Here is a 17,116-nt window from a genome sequence, read left to right on the forward strand (position 1 = left end):
CGATGGGAAAGGTCACGCGAAGGGAAGGGCAGCGGGTGCGGAAGCGGAAGCGCCAAACCAGCGCGCGCGCAGATGCCGTCCGACCCGCAGCGCCTGTGCCGCCACCGTCAGCGCCGGATTGACGGCGGCGGAGGACGGGAAGAAGCCCGCATCCACCACATAGAGGTTGGGATGATCATGCGCCCGGCACAGTGGGTCGAGCGCCGATGTCGCCGGGTCCGTGCCCATGCGCACCGTGCCGCATTGATGCGACGGACTCTCGGCGCCGAATCCATGCGTCAGCACCACGGGAAAGCCGATGGCGTGCAGCAGCTTCTTGGTGCGTGCCACCAAGCGGCGGTGCGGCGCGCGGTTGGTCGGCTGCCAGACCAGCTCCGCCCGGTCACCGGGCAACGGACGGATGGTGCTGTCCCAATGCGGCAGGTCTTCCGACATCGCCAGGAAATCGACGCTGTGACGCGCCGTCCAGCGGCCGATCATCCGTGGCAGGCGAGGATAGGCCGAGCGGATCATCGGCTCCTGAATGTTGCCGAGCATCTGTATGTTGCCGAGCGGCACCGGGTCGTCCGGCGCCCCGAAATAGAAGTCGTTGAGGCTCAGTGTCTTGGCATAGCGGGTGTCGTTGGCGGCAAATGGCATCAGGCCCATCAGCCCGGTCAGGTGATGGTTCATGAAGTGCCGCCCGACCACGCCCGACCCGTTGGCGAGCCCGTGCGGATTGTGCCCGTCCGCCGAACGGAGCAGCAGCAGCGCCGAATTGAGGGCGCCCGCGCTCAACACGAAGAGCGGTGCGCGCACGGTGAGCGTCTCGCCGCCCCGCTCGATTTCGGCGGCGACGATATGCGCGCTCCGGTGGTCGGCGATTAGCCGCGTCACCCGCGCCTCGCTCCAGAGCGTCACGTTCGGGTGGGCCAGCGCCGGGGCGAGCAGCCGCGTCTCGGCATCGCCCTTGGCGCCGAAACGGCAGGGAAACGCGTCGCAGGTGCCGCAGCGCCGACACGCGCCGCCGGGCCGGAGATCGATGGCCGCCGGCATGTGGAAGGGCTGGAGCCCCCGCGCCGTCAGCTTCTCGGCGATCCGCCCGATCACCGGTTCATGCGGCACCGGCGGATGGGGAAAGGCCGCCGAGCGCGGAGGTTCGGTGGGATCCGCGCCGGCGGCGCCGTGGACGCCGAACAGCCGCTCCGCCTCGACATAATAGGGTTCGAGATCGGCATAGGAGATCGGCCAGGCCGGCGATACGCCCTCCTCGTGCTCCACCGCCTCGAAGTCGCGCCGGCGCAGGCGGAACATCGCCGTGCCGTAGAACTTGGTATGGCCGCCGACGAAGTAGTACTGGCCCGGCCGGAAGCGCCGCCCTCTCCCGTCCTGCCAGTCCTCCCGGGCCCGGTAGCGCTGGCGGACGAACACCGCCTCGGCATCCGCGTTCTCGGGCTCGACCGGCAGGCGCGGCCCCCGTTCCAGCACGAGGATGCGCGCCCCGGTGGCGGCGAGCGACAGCGCGATCGCCGCGCCGCCGACCCCCGAGCCGATGATGACCACATCGGGCCGCATCGCCCCACCCGTCTTCCCGGCCATCGCGCCCTCCCCGGCTCGCGCTTCGCAGGATCCAGGCTAGCGAACATGGCGGCGCCCCATATTCATCACCGCGGCATGTTCTTGTATGATCACCGCAATATTGGCCGCTCCGACGCGGTCTGGAGACCGGACGATGCGCCCCTGGTTCGAACGGGTCACCATTCCGCAGGGCCAGTCCTGGCGGCTGTTCGACCGCCGCCTGCCGGAATTCCCGTTCAACTGGCACTATCATCCCGAATTCGAGCTGACGCTGACCGTCAACAGCCGCGGCATGCGTTTCGTCGGCGACCATGTGGAGACCTATGACGACGGCGACCTCGTGCTGCTGGGCCCGAACCTGCCGCATGCCTGGCAGTCGCAGGCCGTCATCGACGGCGAGGGACCGCACCGGGCTGTGGTCTGCTGGTTCACTCACGATTGGATCGAGGCAATGATCGCGCTCGCGCCGGAGCTGGCAGGGCTGCGGGCGCTGCTCGCCGAATCGGGCCGCGGCGTCGTGTTCGGCCCGGCGACGGCGCGGGCTGCGCGCGAGCGCCTCCTCGCCCTCGTCGACACCCGCATCGAGCAGCGGGTGCTCGATCTGCTGTCGATCCTCGTCGAACTCAGCGGCGATCCGCGGCGCGGTCCTCTCGCCTCCGGGGCCGTCTCGCTCGGCGAGGTCCCGCGCGACAAGGCACGCATGGCTCGGGTGCTCGACTGGCTGCACGAACACTACACCCGGCCGATCGAACTGGCGCCGCTCGCCGAGATCGCCCATCTCAGCCCCAGCCAGCTGCAGCGCATGTTCAAGCGCAGCACCCGCATGAGCATTTCCGCCTATGTGGCGCAGCTGCGCATCGGCCATGCCTGTGCCATGCTGGCGCAGGGCGACCGGCCGATCGGCGTCATCGCCGGCGAGGTCGGCTTTGCCGACGGCCCGCACCTGACCCGCCAGTTCCACGCGGCCAAGGGCATGCCCCCACGCGCCTATAGAGCCCTGTTCCGGAAAATGTGACAGCATCCGTGCCGATCGAAAGGCCTGATACCTGCCGACACCCGGTCCAGTGTCGCCACCGGCGGGAACCGGGTTGGGCACGGACCCATTCGCGAGAAGATGGTGATCGACATTCGCACGGCGATAGAGCGCAACATCCGCCGGATCACCGGCGCCGGAGTGGTCAATTTCGATGAGCCGCCGGGCGATCCCGGCCTGTTCGGCCCGCAATCCGTCGCGTGGAAAGTGCACGCGGATTTCGTGCCGATGATCGTCGGCGGGGTCTCCGCCCTGATGACCCAGATGCTCCACCCTCTCGCCATCGCCGGGGTGTGGGACCATTCGAATTTCCGCGCCGACGTGATGGGCCGACTCGCGCGCACCGCGCAGTTCGTCGCCGGCACGACCTATGCGGCGAGGCCGACGGCCGAAGCCCTCATCGCGCGTGTCAGGCTGCGGCACATGAGCGTGGCCGGCACCGATGCCTCAGGCCGGCACTACCGGGCCGACGATCCCGCACTGCTGACCTGGATCCACGTGGCCGAGGCATCGGGCTTCCTCGCGGCCTATCGCACCTTCGTCGATCCGAGGATGAGCGAGGCGGAGCAGGACGGGTATCTGCGCGAAATGGCGGTCATTGCCGAGAGGCTGGGCGCACGGGACGTGCCGGTCACCTCCTCCGCGGTCGACGATTATCTCTGCGCGATGCTGCCGCAGCTGCGCTTCGATGAGCGCACGCGAGAGGTGCTGCAGGTGATTTCGACCGCTCCGATGCCGTCTCCCACACTGGGTATATTTCGCCGCGTCGTGATGAGCGCCGGCGCCCGGCTGGTGCCGCATCCGGTGCGAGACCTGATCCCCCCGGACGAGCGACATCGCCTCATCGGGGCGGTGCGGCTGATGACATGGGCGACGCCCGTGGGTCGCTGGGCACTGAAAAACGGCGCCGCGTCGCGGTCACGGCGGCGCGCGGCGGCGCAATAGCCGGCGCCGCCCGCGTCGCCGGCCCCGTCGCCCTTCATGCCGCCGCGCCGGGACCATCCCGGCCAGTCTGGCATCCGTCCGTTCGAACACAATGGTTCCTGGCCATGCCGCCGCGGATCGCTCCGCCGGCAGGTTCGTCGACGGCCAGAGGTGCCTCCCGACCGGCGACGTCCGGCTCCATTTCAGCGCATCACTGTGAGGCGTCGGCGGTCTCGCAGTTCCTTATGGCGCCGCACTCCCCGCCGGAATCTCTCGCCGAGAGAAGCCGGCGCCGGGAAGCTTTCCTTGAAATCATCGACGCCGAAGCGCTCGCCCGACGAACGGCACACGATACGGTGCCTGCGAAACACCTCGTTCCACCCCCGGCGCGACCCGAGGTCGTTCCAGTCACGGTAGCGAGATACCCTAGCCTCGATCAGCCACGGGCGCGACGCCACCGGAGGATAGTCGAGCAGCAGCAGCCGCGGATCGGCGGAGAAGCCGGCTAGCGCCGCGTGGAGTTCATCGAGCGCCGCTTCCAGCGCCACGCCTTCAAGATCGTAGTCGGGCCGGCGCTGGCGCACGAACAAAGTCGTCCCGGATGCACAGTCGGAGACGAGCCGCGCCAGAAGCGCCTCGTATTTGGGCGTAAGGCGGCGCCCGATTTCCGTCTCGTCGAAATCCAGGAAATTCTCGCCGCCATGAAATTCGTGCTGGTGCGCCGTGCCCGTCAGGCGTGAGTAAAAAGCAGGCCGGCGACCGCTGACATCCGGCAACTTCACGATGTGGTGGGCGGCAAAGATCTCGCTCGCGCCCGATTGCAGCACCTTGAGCACGCCGCTGAGCGGGGTATCCCACCAATCGAAGGGATAGGCGCGCTCGGAACGCGCAAGGCGCCGCACCTGATAGGCCACTTCGCACAGCGCGCCGAGGCTGATCATCCGGTCGACGACGAGATCCGGCTCGGCTCTTCGCGCGAATGGCCACATTGCGTTCGTTCCGACAGCGCAGAAACAGGGAATGCGTAGCTGGATGCGACACGGAAGACGGGCTGGCCCCAGATTTTCGGACAGTCCGGTTTCCGATCGATTCAAAATGTCGGCCAATCGTCACTCGGCCATATCTGACATCATGCCGCAGGCGCGGCGATCCGCTGCGCGATCCCGAGCAGGGCCAGGTCGGAGCCGGCGGCACCCACGAGCGACAGCCCCAGCGGACATCCCTCGTGGCGCGCCAGCGGCAGCGAGACCTGCGGCAGGCCGGCGAGCCCGGCGATGCACAGCAGGTTCATGGCCAGATGCCGATAGGCGACCTCCACCTCGGCCACCGGCAGCCCCTTCAGCGGCGCGATACGCGGAACGGTCGGCAGCACCAGGAATGTGCCGGGCACGATGAGCCGCCGCAACGCCGCGACGATCCGCGCCCTTTCGCTGCTGGCAATCGCCACCGCTTCCGCCGTCACGGTGCCGGCAAGCCTGAAGCGTTCCTCGACCCCCGGCCCGAATCGAGGCCGCGCGTCCTCGATCCAGCCGCCGAGAGAATTCCAGATTTCGGCGGCCTGCAGGGTCCGGAAGGTCGCCGACCAGGCCGACAGCCCTTCCGGAGCGATGTCGATCGTCTCGGCCGGCCCCAGCAGTTCCTCCACCAGACGGAAGGCCGGCTCCAGGGCGTCGGCGACATCCGCCTCCAGCGCCGCCAGCGCCTCGCGCGGCTTGAGCAGGCGAAGGGACGGCAACTCCGGCACCGGCTCCTGCGCCGGTGCGCGCCCCAGCAGCGCCTCGCCGGCACGCCGCAATGTCGAGGCGTCCCGCGCCATCCAGCCGACGCAGTCGAAGCTGGGCGCGAAGGGCGCGCAGCCGTCGAGCGGGATGGCGCCATGGCTCGGGCGGAAACCGTAAAGGCCGCAATAGCTCGCCGGCACCCGGATCGATCCGCCGCAATCCGAGCCGAGGCCGATATCCGTAAGCCCGGCCGCCACCGCACTGGCCGAGCCCGAGGAGGAGCCGCCGGATACCCGGTCGGGCGCGGCGGGGTTCAATGGCGCGCCATAATGCGTGTTCTCGCCGGTCAGCGAATAGCAGAGCTCGTCGCAGACCGTGCGGCCGACCAGCTCCGCACCGGCGTCCAGCAGCCGCGCCACCGCCCAGGCATGGCGCGTCGCCGGTTCGTGGGTGCGCAGCCAGTCGGGGTTGCCGTTGCCGGTGACCGAGCCCTCGATGTCGAACATGTCCTTGGCGACAAAGCTCAGGCCGGCCAGCGGCCCGTCCGTCGCTCCCCTGGCGGTGACGTTGTTGGGCCGGCAGAAGGCGCCGGTCGCCTTCGCCTCAGCGGGCGGCATGGTGCGCCCCATCGGGGAAATGGAGTTCGGCCGGCTTGCGGGTGAGCGTCCGGCGCCCGCGCTTGAAACCGTCGAGCACCGGCGCCAGTTCGGCGACGGCGGCCTGCGGGCTGGCGGCGTCGAGAACGACGAAATCCGCCGCATTGCCGACGGCGATGCCGTAGCCCTCCAGGTTCAGCAGCCGGGCCGAACGGCTGGTCACCATGTGGAAGCACTCGCCCATGTCGTGCGCCGAGCCGACATGGCAGATATTGGCATTCAGATTCGCCATCCGCACCAGCGAGCAGTCGCCGAAGGGCGTGAAGGGATTGAGCACGTTGTTGGTCGACAGCGAGCAATTGACTCCGTGGCGCAAGAACTCGTGCGCCTCCGCCACGCCGCGGGTCTTGGCGTGGTCGCGGTCGCGCCCCATCAGGAACAGGTCGGTCGAGGGCAGCACCGTCAGCGCCACGCCGGCATCGCTCATGCGCCGGGCGATGGCGGCCCGCCGCGCCGGCTCCACATAGGCAAGCTTGGTGACATGCCCGATCGCCGTGCGCCCGCCCCAGCCGAAGCGCGTCGCGCAATCGCACACATGCTCGAGATCGAGCCCGGCGGTATCGGTGCCGAAGTCGAGATGCATGTCGATATCGACATCGAACTCCCGCGCCATCTCGAACACCCGGTCGATCTGCCCGTGCGGATCGCTGTCGGTATAGGGCGCCGCGCCGACGCAGGTGGCGCCACCCTTCAGCGCCGCGACCATCAGCTCGTCGGTGCCGGGATTGTTGAGCAGGCCTTCCTGGGGAAACACGCAGATCTCGATATCGATCGCCCAGCGATAGGCGTCGCGCACGGCGAGCACGCCCTCGAGGCTGCGCAGGCCGATACCGGGATCGACCTCCAGATGGGTGCGCATCTGCGTCGTGCCCTGGGCGATGCACGTCTCCACCGTGCGGCTGGCCCGCGCGAAGACGTCCTCGGCGGTAAAGTCGCGCTTCACCCGGGCGACCTCGCCGATGGCCTCGGTGAGGTCGCCGCGTGCCGACTGGCAGCGCTCCAGAATGCAGGACTTGTCGAGGTGGATATGCGTCTCGACGAATCCGGGGGCGACCAGCCGGCCTTGCACGTCCAGCCGCTCGCCATCCCCTGTCAGCCCGGCCGCGATCGCCGCGAAGCGTCCCCCGGCGATGCCGATGTCGACGAGCCGCTCCGGCTCGTCCGGCAGTCGCGCATTGGCTACGATCAGGTCCATCGGTCGGTCTCCTCGCAATCAGGCATCAGCGTGTGCAGGCATCAGCGTGCGGCGGCACGCAGGGTTTCAGGGCGCGCCCGGTCGCCCCGGAGCCGGGCGAGCCAGACGCCCGCCCCCACCATTTCGGCGATCACGTCGGCCATCACCTTGGCCACCGCCTCGCTGCCGCGCGGGTTCATCGTGCGCTGCGAGACCACGACCGACAGCCGCCAGGACGGGGTGGGGTCGACGATCGGCACGGCGACCATCTCGCCGCGCTCCATCTCGTCGGAAAAGGCGAAATGCGGCATCACCGCCAGCGCTTTGCGGGCGCGCACCATGCGGGCGATGGCGGGAAGGCTGTCGCAGGCCATGGCATTGGGCACCACGTCGTGGCGGGCGGCGAACTGCTCGATCACCGTGCGCATCACATTGGGCGCGCCGGGCAGCACGATGGGAAGCGCGAACATGTCGCGGAAGGAAATGCCGCCCTGCGCCGCCACCGGATGATCCGGCGGCACGAACAGCATCAGGTCCTCCACCATCATCTCGGTCCACGCCACATGCTCGAAGGCCTTGTGGTCGTACAGCAGGGCGACGTCCAGCCGCCCCAGCTGGATGAAGTCGTCGAGATAGCCGGTCATCGCCTCGACGATGTGCAGGGTGATGTTCGGCTGGCGCTCGGCCATGGCGGTGATCAGCGGCAGGGACAGGCCGCGGCAGGCCGAGGTGGGCAATCCCACCGACACCCGCCCGGCCGGATTTTGCGACTGCGAGCGCACCACGTCGCGTGTGCGCTCGACCTCCTCGAGGATGCGCCGGGCGTGGTCGTAGAATTGTTGCCCGATCTCGGTCGGCGTCACGCCGCGGGCATGGCGCAGCAGCAGTTCCACCCCGAGCTCCTCTTCCAGATTCTTCATCTGCTGGCTGAGCGAGGGTTGCGCGATGCGCAGCACCTCGGCGGCACGCGAGAAATTCCCGCTTTCGGCAATCTGAACGAAATATTTGAGCTGACGCAGATCCATGGACAGGCCTTTCATCGCCAACTCTGCCGCGCAAAGATCAAATGTCAAATGACTAAAAAATAGTCCATATGCACAAACTATTGACAGTCATTTTCAATTTATCGTTTAGATACAGATAGATGTACGACACATCGAGTCATATGAACTGCCTATAATTCATCGCAATAGTCAGTGCCTATATCACCGATTGGAAAATCATCTTTGTCGATAGGCCACACTTATACGTAGCCTCGCTTCGTACCCGACAGTCACGGGCCGACACGCCCGCCCCCTCCGCTCATCCTGGCCACGACAGGAGAAATAGACATGTCTTCCAAAGGACTTATGCGCGGCCAGCTTCTGGCGGCGACGGTGGCGTTCGGCCTTTTCACCTCGGCGGCCCACGCCCAGCAGCAGCCCTGCATCGGCAATTCGGCGGCAGTCACCGGACCGGCCGCGTTTTCCGGGCAGGCGATCAAGATGGGCGCGCAGATCGCCATCGACGAGATCAACGAGGCCGGTGGCGTGCTCGGCCAGAAGCTGCGGCTGGTGCAATATGACGACGCCGGCGCCCCGCCGCGCGGCGTCGACAATACCAGGCGCATCGCGCTGGCCGACAAATGCATCGCCGTGCTCGGCGGCTTCCATTCCACCGTCGCGGTGGCGCAGGTCGAGCCGATCCACGAGATCGGCATTCCCTACATGGGCGTGTGGGCGGCCAACACCAAGGCGGTGGAGAACGGGCGCGACCCGAACTTCATGTTCCGCGTCTCCGCCAAGGACAAATGGGTGGCCCGCTTCCTCGTCGACGAGGCGCTGAAGGTCTCGAAGGACGGCAAGATCGCCTTCTTCTACGAGAACACCGGCTGGGGCAACGGCGCGCTGCCGGACATCAAGGCGGCGATGGCCGCGCGCGGCAAGGAGCTGGTGGCCGCGGAGACGTTCAACTGGAACGACCAGGACATGTCGCCGCAGGTCATCCGCGCCCGGGATGCCGGCGCGGAAGTGGTGATGATCTGGTCGCTCGACCGCGAAGGCAACCAGGTCCTGCGCGCCATGGACAAGATCGGCTACAAGCCGGCCGTCATCGGCGCCTGGGGCATCAGCGGCAATCTCGGCGAGCTCGCCGGCCCGCTCGCCAATGGCGTGCGCGTCATGCAGACCTACTCCTTCCTCACGCCACAGAGCGAGACCGGCAAGAAGGTCCTCGCCGCGCTGGCCGCCAAATACGGCCTGAACGATCCCTCGGCCATCAAGGCGGCCTCCGGCATCGCCGATGCCTATGACGCCGTCTACATCCTCGCCGACGCCATCAAGATCGCCGGCGCCTTCGACTGGGCGAAGGTCCAGAAGGCGCTCTACGAGGTCAACCGCGACGGCCTGGTCGCGCCCTATAAGCCGGCCTTCGACAAGTCCGATCCCGAGCGGAACGACGCCCTGCTGCCGGAACACTACCTGCTCGCCGTGTGGCACGACGGCAAGCTGATCCCCTTCAAGGGCTCGCCCTACGACAAGTGAACCGGGGATGGCGGCGCACCGCCGCCGCCCTTCCCACCGGCACGACGCGAGGATCCGGCATATGTCGACCGTGGCGCAATACATCTTCTCCGGGCTGGCGATCGGCGGCATCTACGCACTGGTCGCCCTCGGCTTCCACATCATGTGGTCCGCCGCCCGCGCGGTGAATTTCGCCCATGGCGACACGCTGATGATCGGCGGCCTGCTGGCGGCCTATCTGGTGGGAAGCGGGTGGTCGCTCGTCCTCGCCTGCGGACTGGCGGTGCTGGCCGGCGGCGCCTTCGGCTTCGCGCTCGAGCGTCTGGCCGTCCGGCCCTTTGCCGGGCAGGCCAATTCCATCGGCTGGATGCTGACCACCATCGCCGTCGGCATCATGGTCGAGAGCCTGGCGACGATCGAAACCCAGGGCTACGCGCTCCCCCTGCCCTCGCCCGGCGTCGCCGGCTCGGTGCAGGTCCTCGGCGCCGGCCTCTACCCGCAGGAACTCGTCATTCCCGTCATCGCGGTGATCGCCATGGCCGGGCTGCGCCTGCTCCAGCGCCACACGCTGATCGGCCGCGCCATGCAGGCCGTCGCCCACAACAAGAACGCCGCGGCCCTGATGGGCATCGACGTCAATCTCGTCATCGCCTTCTCCTTCGCGCTGGCCAGCCTCACCGGCGCGGCGGCGGGCGTGCTGATCGCGCCGGTGGTGCAGGCCTCCGCCACCATGGGCGTGCTGCCGGGGCTCAAGGGCTTCGCGGTCGCCATCATGGGCGGCATCACCTCGGCGCCGGGCGTGGTGCTCACCGGCCTCGCCTATGGCGTGATCGAGAAGTTCGTCGAGGGCTACATCTCCACCGCCGCGCGCGAGATCGTCGGCTTCTCGCTGATGATCGTGGTGCTGCTCGCCTTTCCGCAGGGCCTGTTCGGCAAGCGCGAGGTGGCCAAGGTATGAGCCGCCTCCACGCAATCGGCTTCCTGCTGCTGGCGGCGATCCTCGTCGCCGTGCCGCTCGCCTCGGGCAACGAGTACGAGCTGCGGCTGTTCATGCTGTTCCTGATCTACGCGATCATCGCCGTCGGGCTCAACGTGCTGGTCGGGCTCGCCGGGCTGGTCTCGCTCGGCCAGGCCGGCCTGTTCGCCCTCGGCGCCTATACCGGCGCCGTCGTAGCGATCAGGCTCGGCTTCGACATGATCAGCTCCGGCCTGATCGCCGCTATCGTCGCCGGCCTGTTCGGCGTTCTACTGGCCTATCCCACCGTGCGGGTGCGCGGCGTCTATCTCGCCGTCGTCACCATCGCCTTTGGGCTGATCGTCGAGAATGTCGCCATCGAGTGGCAGTCGCTCACCGGCGGCACGACGGGCATCACCTCCATTCCCTCGCCCAACGCCTTCGGCGTCGCGCTGTCGGGCTATGCCTATTACGTCGTGCTGGCGGTCTCGCTGTTCCTGCTGGTGCTGGCCACCCATCACCTGAAGGATTCGCGCTACGGCCGCGCCATGCTGGCGACCGCCCAGAGCGAGACCGCCGCGCGGGCGCTGGGGCTCAATCCCACCGCCCTGCGCACCCTCGCCTTCGTGGTGGCGGCGGTGACGTCCGGCATCGCCGGCACCTATTACGCCTTCCTCAATTCCTACATTTCGCCGGACATCTTCACCTTCACCGACAGCGTGCGCTTCCTGCTGATGGTGATCCTGGGCGGCGCGGCCTCGACCTTCGGGCCGGTGATCGGCGCCTATCTCCTCACCTATCTGCCGGAATACCTCCAGGAATTCGCGGTGTGGCAGAAATTCGCCTATGGCGCGCTGCTGCTGGTGGTGATGTTCGCGCTGCCGCGCGGCATCATGGGCTCGCTGGGGGCGCTCGCCGCGCGCCTGCGCCCGGCGGCGAAAGCCGCGCCCCTGGATGGCGCGCTGCCGGCCGACGTCACGCTGGCGCCGGAGGCGAGCCGGCCGCATGCCGAACTGGTGGCGCGGGATCTCACGGTGCGCTTCGGCGGCCTGACCGCGCTCGCCTCCGCCTCGCTGCGGGTGAAGCCCGGCGAGATCCACGCGCTGATCGGGCCGAACGGTGCCGGCAAGTCGACCTTCGTCAATACCATTTCCGGCTTCTACCGGCCGACCTCCGGTGCCTGCGAGCTCGACGGCGTCGCGCTCACCGGCCTGTCCTCCCATGAGATCGCCCGCGTCGGCCTCGCCCGCACCTTCCAGAACACCGAGCTGTTCGGCGAGATGACCGTGCTGGAGAACGTGATGGTCGGCTACCAGCAGCGCCTCACCTACGGCATCGCCGCGGCGGTGCTGCATACGCCGGCGATGCGCCGAGAGGAAAGCCGCTGCCGCCGGACGGCGGCCGGACTGCTCGCCTTCGTTGGCCTCGAAGCCTATGCGCACGAACAGGCGCGCTTCCTGCCCTTCGGCCTGCAGCGCCGGCTGGAGATCGCCCGCGCGCTCGCCGCCGGGCCGCGCCTGCTGCTGCTCGACGAACCGGCCGCCGGCCTGACCACCCAGGAGATCGACGAGCTCGAGGCGATGATCCGCAAGATCGCCGGCCTCGGCATCAGCGTGCTGCTCATCGAGCACCATGTCGAGCTGATCATGGCGGTCGCCGATACCGTGACCGTCCTCGACTACGGCCAGGTGATCGCCAGCGACACCCCGTCGGCGGTGCAGGCGAACCCGCGCGTCGTCGAGGCCTATTTCGGCACCTCGGGCCATGGCGCCCCTGCGGAGGCCTCGGCATGAACGTCACTGACAGCGCGGCCGACGACGCCCTCCTCGACATCCGCCATCTCGAGCTGCGCTACGGCGCCGCCGTCGCGGTGCGCGACATCTCGCTCGCGGTGCGCCGCGGGCAGATGGTGGCGGTGATCGGCAATAACGGCGCCGGCAAGTCCTCCATGGTGCGCGGCGCCAGCGGCCTGGTGCGCCCCTCGAAGGGACGGGTGTTCTTCCGCGGCGAGGACACCACGTCGCTGCCGGCCAACCGCAAGGTGCGGCGCGGCCTGATCATGGTGCCGGAGGGGCGCCTGCTGTTCCCCGACCAGAGCGTCGAGGACAATCTGATCCTCGGCGCCTATGCGCATGGCGGCCTCAAGGGCGCCCGCGCGCGGCAGACGCTGGAGAAAGTGCTCGCCCTGTTCCCGCGCCTCCGGGAGCGGCTGGCCCAGCAGGCCGGCTCGATGTCCGGCGGCGAGCAGCAGATGCTCGCCATCGCCCGCGGCCTGATGGGCGAGCCGGAGCTGCTGATCATCGACGAGCTCTCGCTCGGCCTGGCGCCGAAGATCGTCGACCAGCTGATGGACGTGCTCGCCGCGCTCAACCGGCAGGGCCTGTCGATCCTGCTGGTCGAGCAGCTGGCCGCGCATGCGCTCGCCATCGCCGACCACGCCTATGTGATCGCCAACGGCCACGTGGTGCGGCACGGGCCGAGCGCGGACATCGCGCGCGATCCGGAGGTGATGGAAGCCTTCCTCGGCAAGAAGAAATCCACCGCCTGAGGCGCCGGTGCGGCGCCGCCCTTCCTAAACGTTCAAGGAGCGAACATGTCCCGCGTCATCGACCTGAGCCTGCTCATCGAGGACAACATGCCGGCCCACAAGCTGTTCCAGCGGCCGGTCATCACCACCCATCTGAGCCATGAGCGCTCGGCCGCCTTCGGCCTCGGCGTGCCGGGCGATGCCATGACCTTCCAGACCAACTTCATCGCCATGCTCGACCATGTCGGCACCCATGTCGACGCCTTCCGCCATGTGAAGCCCGATGGCGCGCCGATCGACGAGATGCCGCTCGACATGTTCATGGGCAAGGCGGTGTGCTTCGATCTGCGGCACATCCCCGATCTCGGCGACATCACCGCGCAGGACATGCAGGTGGCCGAGGAGAAGGCCGGCGTGAAGGTGGATGGCCACATCGTGCTCCTGTGCACCGGCTTCCACGCCCGCAACTACCCGACGCTGGATTCGGTGTGGAAGAACCCGCTGCTCACCGTCGAGGCGACGCGCTGGCTGTATGACCGCGGCTCGAAGATGCACGGTGTCGAAGGCCCCTCCACCGACAAGCCCAGCGACGACATCTTCGCCCAGCACCGGCTGTGCCGCGAGCTCGGCATTAGCCACTGGGAGTGGCTGGTCAATCTGGAAGAGCTGATCGGCAAGGGCGAGTTCCAGTTCTTCGGCGTACCGCTGAAGTTCAAGGGCGGCTCCGGTTCGCCGGTGCGCGCTTTCGCCATCGTCGACTGAAATTCCGCCGGGCGGCCCGCCGTCCGGCATCCTTCTTGCTCGGCTTTCCGGCGATGACATCCTGTTTGCTAGCAAATGCTCCCTTTTCGAACCTCACGGCGCGCGAGGCGCGCGGTCTCGTCGCCCGGCGGGAGGTGTCGCCGGTCGAGCTGACGCGCGCGGCGCTCGACGCCGCGCAGGGGACGCAGGCGAGTCTCAATGCCTTCTTTCTCATCTTCGAGGAGGAGGCGATGGCCGCCGCGCGTGCCGCCGAAGCGGCGGTGATGCGCGGCGACGAGCTCGGTGCGCTGCACGGCATTCCGTTCTCCGCCAAGGACCTGATGGCGGTGAAGGGCGCGCCCTATGCCTCCGGCTCGCGCGCCATGGCGGACAATATCGCCACGGTCGATGCGCCGGCGGTGGAGCGGGCGAAGGCGGCCGGCGCCATCCTCATCGGCAAGACCACCACCAGCGAGTTCGGCTGCAAGCCGGTCGGCGACAGCCCGCTCACCGGCATCACCCGCAACCCGTGGAACCTCGACAAGACGCCGGGCGGCTCCAGCGCCGGCGCGGCCGCCTCGGTGGCCGCCGGTATCACACCCTTGGCTCTCGGCACCGATGGCGGCGGCTCGATCCGCATCCCCTGCGCCTTCTCGGGCCTTGCCGGCCTCAAGGGCCAGTTCGGCCGGGTGCCGGTGTGGCCGGTCTCGGCGACGCCCACCCTCGCCCATGTCGGCCCGATCGCCCGCGACATCGCCGATGCCGCGCTCATGTTCGCTGCCATTGCCGGCTATGACGCGCGTGATCCCTTCTCCGTCGCTGGTCCGGTACCGGACGTCGAAGCGGCGATCGGTGCCTCGATCGAAGGCATGCGCATCGCCTGGAGCCCGACGCTGGGCTATGCCCGCCCGGATGCCGAGGTGCTGCGCGTGACCGAGGCGGCAGCCCGCCGCCTTGCCGATCTCGGCGCCATTGTCGAGGAGGTCGGGACCGTCTTCGAGACCGACCCCGCCGATCTGTGGATCGCCGAGTTCTATGCCGGCGTCGGCACCCGCCTGCGCGGCGTCATCGAGACCCAGCGCGAGCTGCTCGATCCCTCCGTCGCCGTGGTGCTGGAAGTCGCGCTCGGGCAGGAGATGCGCGCCTATTACGAGACGGTGTTCAAGCGCTACGCGCTGCGCGACGAGATGCGCCGGTTCTTCGAGCGCTACGACGCGCTGCTCTCGCCAGTGCTGCCGGTCACCTCCCTCGATGCCGGCCTCGACATGCCCGCGCATCTTGCCGACCGCAATCTGGTGAGCTGGGTCTTCTACACCTACCCGTTCAACCTCACGGGCCAGCCCGCCGCCAGCGTCTGCGCCGGTCTCGATGCCGCCGGCATGCCGGTCGGGCTGCAGATCGTCGGCCGGGCCCTGGGCGAGGCCGATGTGATCAGGCTCGCCAGCGCCGTGGAACGGCAGCGCCCGGCCACCGACCTGCTGCCTCCCGCCCTGCGCCTTCCCCAAAGCGAGAACCTGTCATGAGCACGCCCGAACTCTTCATGCGCCGCGCCATCGAGATCAGCCGGGACAAGATGCGCGCCGACGGCTCGGCGCCGTTCGGCTGCGTCATCGTCAAGGATGGCGAGATCGTCGGCGAAGGGGTGAACAACGTCGTCAACAATCACGACGCCACCTCGCATGGCGAGGTGGAGGCCATCCGCGATGCCGGCCGCCGGCTGAGGACCTGGGACCTGTCCGGCTGCGACCTCTACACCACCTGCGAACCCTGCGAGATGTGCGTCGCCTCGATGTTCTGGGCGAAGATCTCGCGCATGTACTACGCGAACACGCTGAAGGACTGCACCGAGGTCGGCTTCGACCTCGAGCCCCTGACGCGGGCGGTTCGCGCCGACCTCCACGACCGCGCGCTCCCGGCCGAACGCCTGCTCGCCGCCGAGGCGCGCGAGGTGCTGGACGAGTGGGTCGCCTCGCCGGGGTTCAACGCCTTCCAGTGACGTACCGACGCCTATCTGCCGACGTCTGTTTGCCGACGACTGCGCCAATGCCGGCGGCGGAAAGGCCGGCCAATACCTTCAAACAACCTTCCCGACGGAGCCATCGTCAATGAACGAGTTCGACGACAAGATCACGGACTTCCGTGCGCTGCTTCATCCGCTCAATCGCCGCCGCTTCATGCAGGGCGCGAGCGCGCTGGCCGGCGCCGCCGCCATCGGCGCCTCGGCCGTGCCGGAGCCCGCCTATGCGCAGGACAAGGTGCTGAACCTGCTCAGCTGGCCCGGCCATGGCGATCCGGCCTTCGTGAAGCCCTTTGAGGAGAAGTATGGCTGCAAGGTCGTCGCCAAGGAATATGTCGGCGGCGAGCCGATGCTGGCGCTGATGAACCAGTCGCCGCCCGGCACATTCGACGTGGTGCTGGCGGACGCCGAATATATCGGCATGCTCGCCCAGGGCGGCCTCATCGACAAGATGGACCCCGCCGACTACCCGCTCGCCGATTACTGGCCGGAGTTCCAGAAGTTCGGCCCGCACTGGGTGAACGAAAGCCTCTATTCGGTGCTGATCCGCTTCGGCTATCTCGGCATCGCCTATCGCACCGACGTGCTCAGCGAGAAGGATGTTGAATCCTACAAGGTGCTGTGGGACGACAAGATCAAGGGCAAGCTCGGCTTCTTCGACTGGTACCTGCCGACCATGGGCTGCCTCAGCCTGTATGACGGCAACAAGGCCCCCTTCGACATCTCCGCCGAAGCCTTCGACAAGCTGAAGAAGACCCTGTTCTCGCTGAAGCCGCAGGCCTCGGGCTTCTACTCGATGGCCGACCAGTTCTCGATGCTGACCAACGGCACCGCCGCCGCCATTCCCGGCGTCGGCGACTGGGTGGTGCTGCTCCTGCAGAAGAACGGCGTGCCGGTCTCCGCCACCGTTCCCAAGGAAGGCGGCATCCAGTGGACGGAATCGATGTCCATCGTGTCGTCCTCCACCAAGAAGGACCTCGCCAAGGCGTTCATCCAGTACGCCTCTTCGCCGGAGGGCCAGGCCCGCTCGGCGATCCTGCCGTCCTACTGGGCGTCGATCCCCAACAAGAAGGGTTGGGACCTGCTGATCAAGGATCATCCGGCCGAAGCCAAGGCGCTGCGCCATACCTTCGACGCGCGCAACGTCATGGATGAGTACAAGGAAGGCAAGATCCATATCCGCCAGACCCCGGTGAAGCAGTCCATCGAGGAATGGAACGACGTCTGGTCGGAATTCAAGTCGATGTGAGCCCCTTTGCCGGACGGCGGCCTCCCGGTCGCCGTCCGGTTCCGGCCTGTCGCGCCTTCCG

At 68.0% G+C, this 17,116-nt stretch carries 15 protein-coding genes; 10 read left to right on the top strand and 5 right to left on the bottom strand.

What is annotated here, in order from left to right:
• Positions 1 to 12 precede the first annotated feature (12 nt).
• Positions 13 to 1,578: a GMC family oxidoreductase gene (locus tag J2X65_RS02760; RefSeq protein ID WP_310197667.1), complete on the bottom strand. Its 1,566-nt coding sequence runs from the start codon at positions 1,576 to 1,578 to the stop codon at positions 13 to 15.
• A 133-nt stretch (positions 1,579 to 1,711) separates the two neighbouring features.
• Between J2X65_RS02760 and J2X65_RS02765 the strand changes: the two genes are divergently transcribed.
• Positions 1,712 to 2,572: an AraC family transcriptional regulator gene (locus J2X65_RS02765; RefSeq protein ID WP_310197670.1), complete on the top strand. Its 861-nt coding sequence runs from the start codon at positions 1,712 to 1,714 to the stop codon at positions 2,570 to 2,572.
• A gap of 99 nt (positions 2,573 to 2,671) precedes the next feature.
• Positions 2,672 to 3,535, top strand: coding sequence for an oxygenase MpaB family protein (locus J2X65_RS02770; protein WP_310197673.1), 864 nt, complete (start codon positions 2,672 to 2,674; stop codon positions 3,533 to 3,535).
• Between the two features lie 182 nt (positions 3,536 to 3,717).
• Here J2X65_RS02770 and J2X65_RS02775 read toward each other — a convergent pair whose 3' ends face one another.
• Genes J2X65_RS02775 through J2X65_RS02790 form a run of 4 tightly spaced genes read right to left on the bottom strand, consistent with a single transcriptional unit; the run spans position 3,718 to position 8,090 of the window.
• The gene (locus tag J2X65_RS02775) at positions 3,718 to 4,620 is read right to left on the bottom strand and encodes a DUF1796 family putative cysteine peptidase (RefSeq protein WP_310197675.1); all 903 of its coding nucleotides are present in this window, start codon (positions 4,618 to 4,620) and stop codon (positions 3,718 to 3,720) included.
• A 23-nt stretch (positions 4,621 to 4,643) separates the two neighbouring features.
• Entirely contained in the window at positions 4,644 to 5,852 is a 1,209-nt protein-coding gene (locus tag J2X65_RS02780; RefSeq protein ID WP_310197678.1) for an amidase, read from the bottom strand.
• Entirely contained in the window at positions 5,839 to 7,086 is a 1,248-nt protein-coding gene (locus J2X65_RS02785; RefSeq protein ID WP_310197680.1) for an amidohydrolase family protein, read from the bottom strand. The genes J2X65_RS02780 and J2X65_RS02785 overlap by 14 nt, the downstream gene beginning before the upstream one ends.
• Before the next feature lie 41 nt (positions 7,087 to 7,127).
• On the bottom strand, positions 7,128 to 8,090 hold the full coding sequence (locus J2X65_RS02790) for a LysR family transcriptional regulator (RefSeq protein WP_310198543.1): 963 nt from the start codon (positions 8,088 to 8,090) through the stop codon (positions 7,128 to 7,130).
• A gap of 306 nt (positions 8,091 to 8,396) precedes the next feature.
• On the opposite strand from J2X65_RS02790, the gene J2X65_RS02795 reads away from it, so the two are divergent.
• The 8 genes from J2X65_RS02795 (at position 8,397) to J2X65_RS02830 (ending at position 17,055) form a co-directional block, all read left to right on the top strand.
• Positions 8,397 to 9,587, top strand: coding sequence for an ABC transporter substrate-binding protein (locus J2X65_RS02795; protein ID WP_404977656.1), 1,191 nt, complete (start codon positions 8,397 to 8,399; stop codon positions 9,585 to 9,587).
• Positions 9,588 to 9,648: 61 nt separating this feature from the next.
• Entirely contained in the window at positions 9,649 to 10,524 is an 876-nt protein-coding gene (locus tag J2X65_RS02800; RefSeq protein ID WP_310197682.1) for a branched-chain amino acid ABC transporter permease, read from the top strand.
• A complete protein-coding gene (locus J2X65_RS02805; RefSeq protein ID WP_310197684.1) occupies positions 10,521 to 12,314 on the top strand; it encodes a branched-chain amino acid ABC transporter ATP-binding protein/permease in 1,794 nt (597 codons plus the stop codon). The genes J2X65_RS02800 and J2X65_RS02805 overlap by 4 nt, the downstream gene beginning before the upstream one ends.
• Complete coding sequence (locus tag J2X65_RS02810) at positions 12,311 to 13,069, top strand: ABC transporter ATP-binding protein (RefSeq protein WP_310197687.1); 759 nt, start codon at positions 12,311 to 12,313, stop codon at positions 13,067 to 13,069. The genes J2X65_RS02805 and J2X65_RS02810 overlap by 4 nt, the downstream gene beginning before the upstream one ends.
• Positions 13,070 to 13,114: 45 nt before the next feature.
• The gene (locus J2X65_RS02815) at positions 13,115 to 13,810 is read left to right on the top strand and encodes a cyclase family protein (protein ID WP_310197690.1); all 696 of its coding nucleotides are present in this window, start codon (positions 13,115 to 13,117) and stop codon (positions 13,808 to 13,810) included.
• A gap of 65 nt (positions 13,811 to 13,875) precedes the next feature.
• On the top strand, positions 13,876 to 15,312 hold the full coding sequence (locus tag J2X65_RS02820) for an amidase family protein (protein ID WP_310197693.1): 1,437 nt from the start codon (positions 13,876 to 13,878) through the stop codon (positions 15,310 to 15,312).
• Positions 15,309 to 15,785 (top strand): nucleoside deaminase, encoded by a 477-nt coding sequence (locus J2X65_RS02825; protein WP_310197696.1) that lies wholly within the window; start codon positions 15,309 to 15,311, stop codon positions 15,783 to 15,785. The genes J2X65_RS02820 and J2X65_RS02825 overlap by 4 nt, the downstream gene beginning before the upstream one ends.
• A 109-nt stretch (positions 15,786 to 15,894) precedes the next feature.
• Entirely contained in the window at positions 15,895 to 17,055 is a 1,161-nt protein-coding gene (locus tag J2X65_RS02830; RefSeq protein WP_310197699.1) for a spermidine/putrescine ABC transporter substrate-binding protein, read from the top strand.
• Positions 17,056 to 17,116 lie beyond the last annotated feature (61 nt).

Origin of the sequence: Ancylobacter sp. 3268 (genome assembly GCF_031456575.1) — a bacterium.
Lineage (GTDB): Bacteria > Pseudomonadota > Alphaproteobacteria > Rhizobiales > Xanthobacteraceae > Ancylobacter.

Coding starts and splice junctions, on each gene's coding strand:
- J2X65_RS02760 (WP_310197667.1), bottom strand. CDS start 1,578: ATGGCCGGGAAGACGGGTGGGGCGATGCGGCCCGATGTGGTCATCATC.
- J2X65_RS02765 (WP_310197670.1), top strand. CDS start 1,712: ATGCGCCCCTGGTTCGAACGGGTCACCATTCCGCAGGGCCAGTCCTGG.
- J2X65_RS02770 (WP_310197673.1), top strand. CDS start 2,672: ATGGTGATCGACATTCGCACGGCGATAGAGCGCAACATCCGCCGGATC.
- J2X65_RS02780 (WP_310197678.1), bottom strand. CDS start 5,852: ATGCCGCCCGCTGAGGCGAAGGCGACCGGCGCCTTCTGCCGGCCCAAC.
- J2X65_RS02785 (WP_310197680.1), bottom strand. CDS start 7,086: ATGGACCTGATCGTAGCCAATGCGCGACTGCCGGACGAGCCGGAGCGG.
- J2X65_RS02790 (WP_310198543.1), bottom strand. CDS start 8,090: ATGGATCTGCGTCAGCTCAAATATTTCGTTCAGATTGCCGAAAGCGGG.
- J2X65_RS02795 (WP_404977656.1), top strand. CDS start 8,397: ATGTCTTCCAAAGGACTTATGCGCGGCCAGCTTCTGGCGGCGACGGTG.
- J2X65_RS02800 (WP_310197682.1), top strand. CDS start 9,649: ATGTCGACCGTGGCGCAATACATCTTCTCCGGGCTGGCGATCGGCGGC.
- J2X65_RS02805 (WP_310197684.1), top strand. CDS start 10,521: ATGAGCCGCCTCCACGCAATCGGCTTCCTGCTGCTGGCGGCGATCCTC.
- J2X65_RS02810 (WP_310197687.1), top strand. CDS start 12,311: ATGAACGTCACTGACAGCGCGGCCGACGACGCCCTCCTCGACATCCGC.
- J2X65_RS02815 (WP_310197690.1), top strand. CDS start 13,115: ATGTCCCGCGTCATCGACCTGAGCCTGCTCATCGAGGACAACATGCCG.
- J2X65_RS02825 (WP_310197696.1), top strand. CDS start 15,309: ATGAGCACGCCCGAACTCTTCATGCGCCGCGCCATCGAGATCAGCCGG.
- J2X65_RS02830 (WP_310197699.1), top strand. CDS start 15,895: ATGAACGAGTTCGACGACAAGATCACGGACTTCCGTGCGCTGCTTCAT.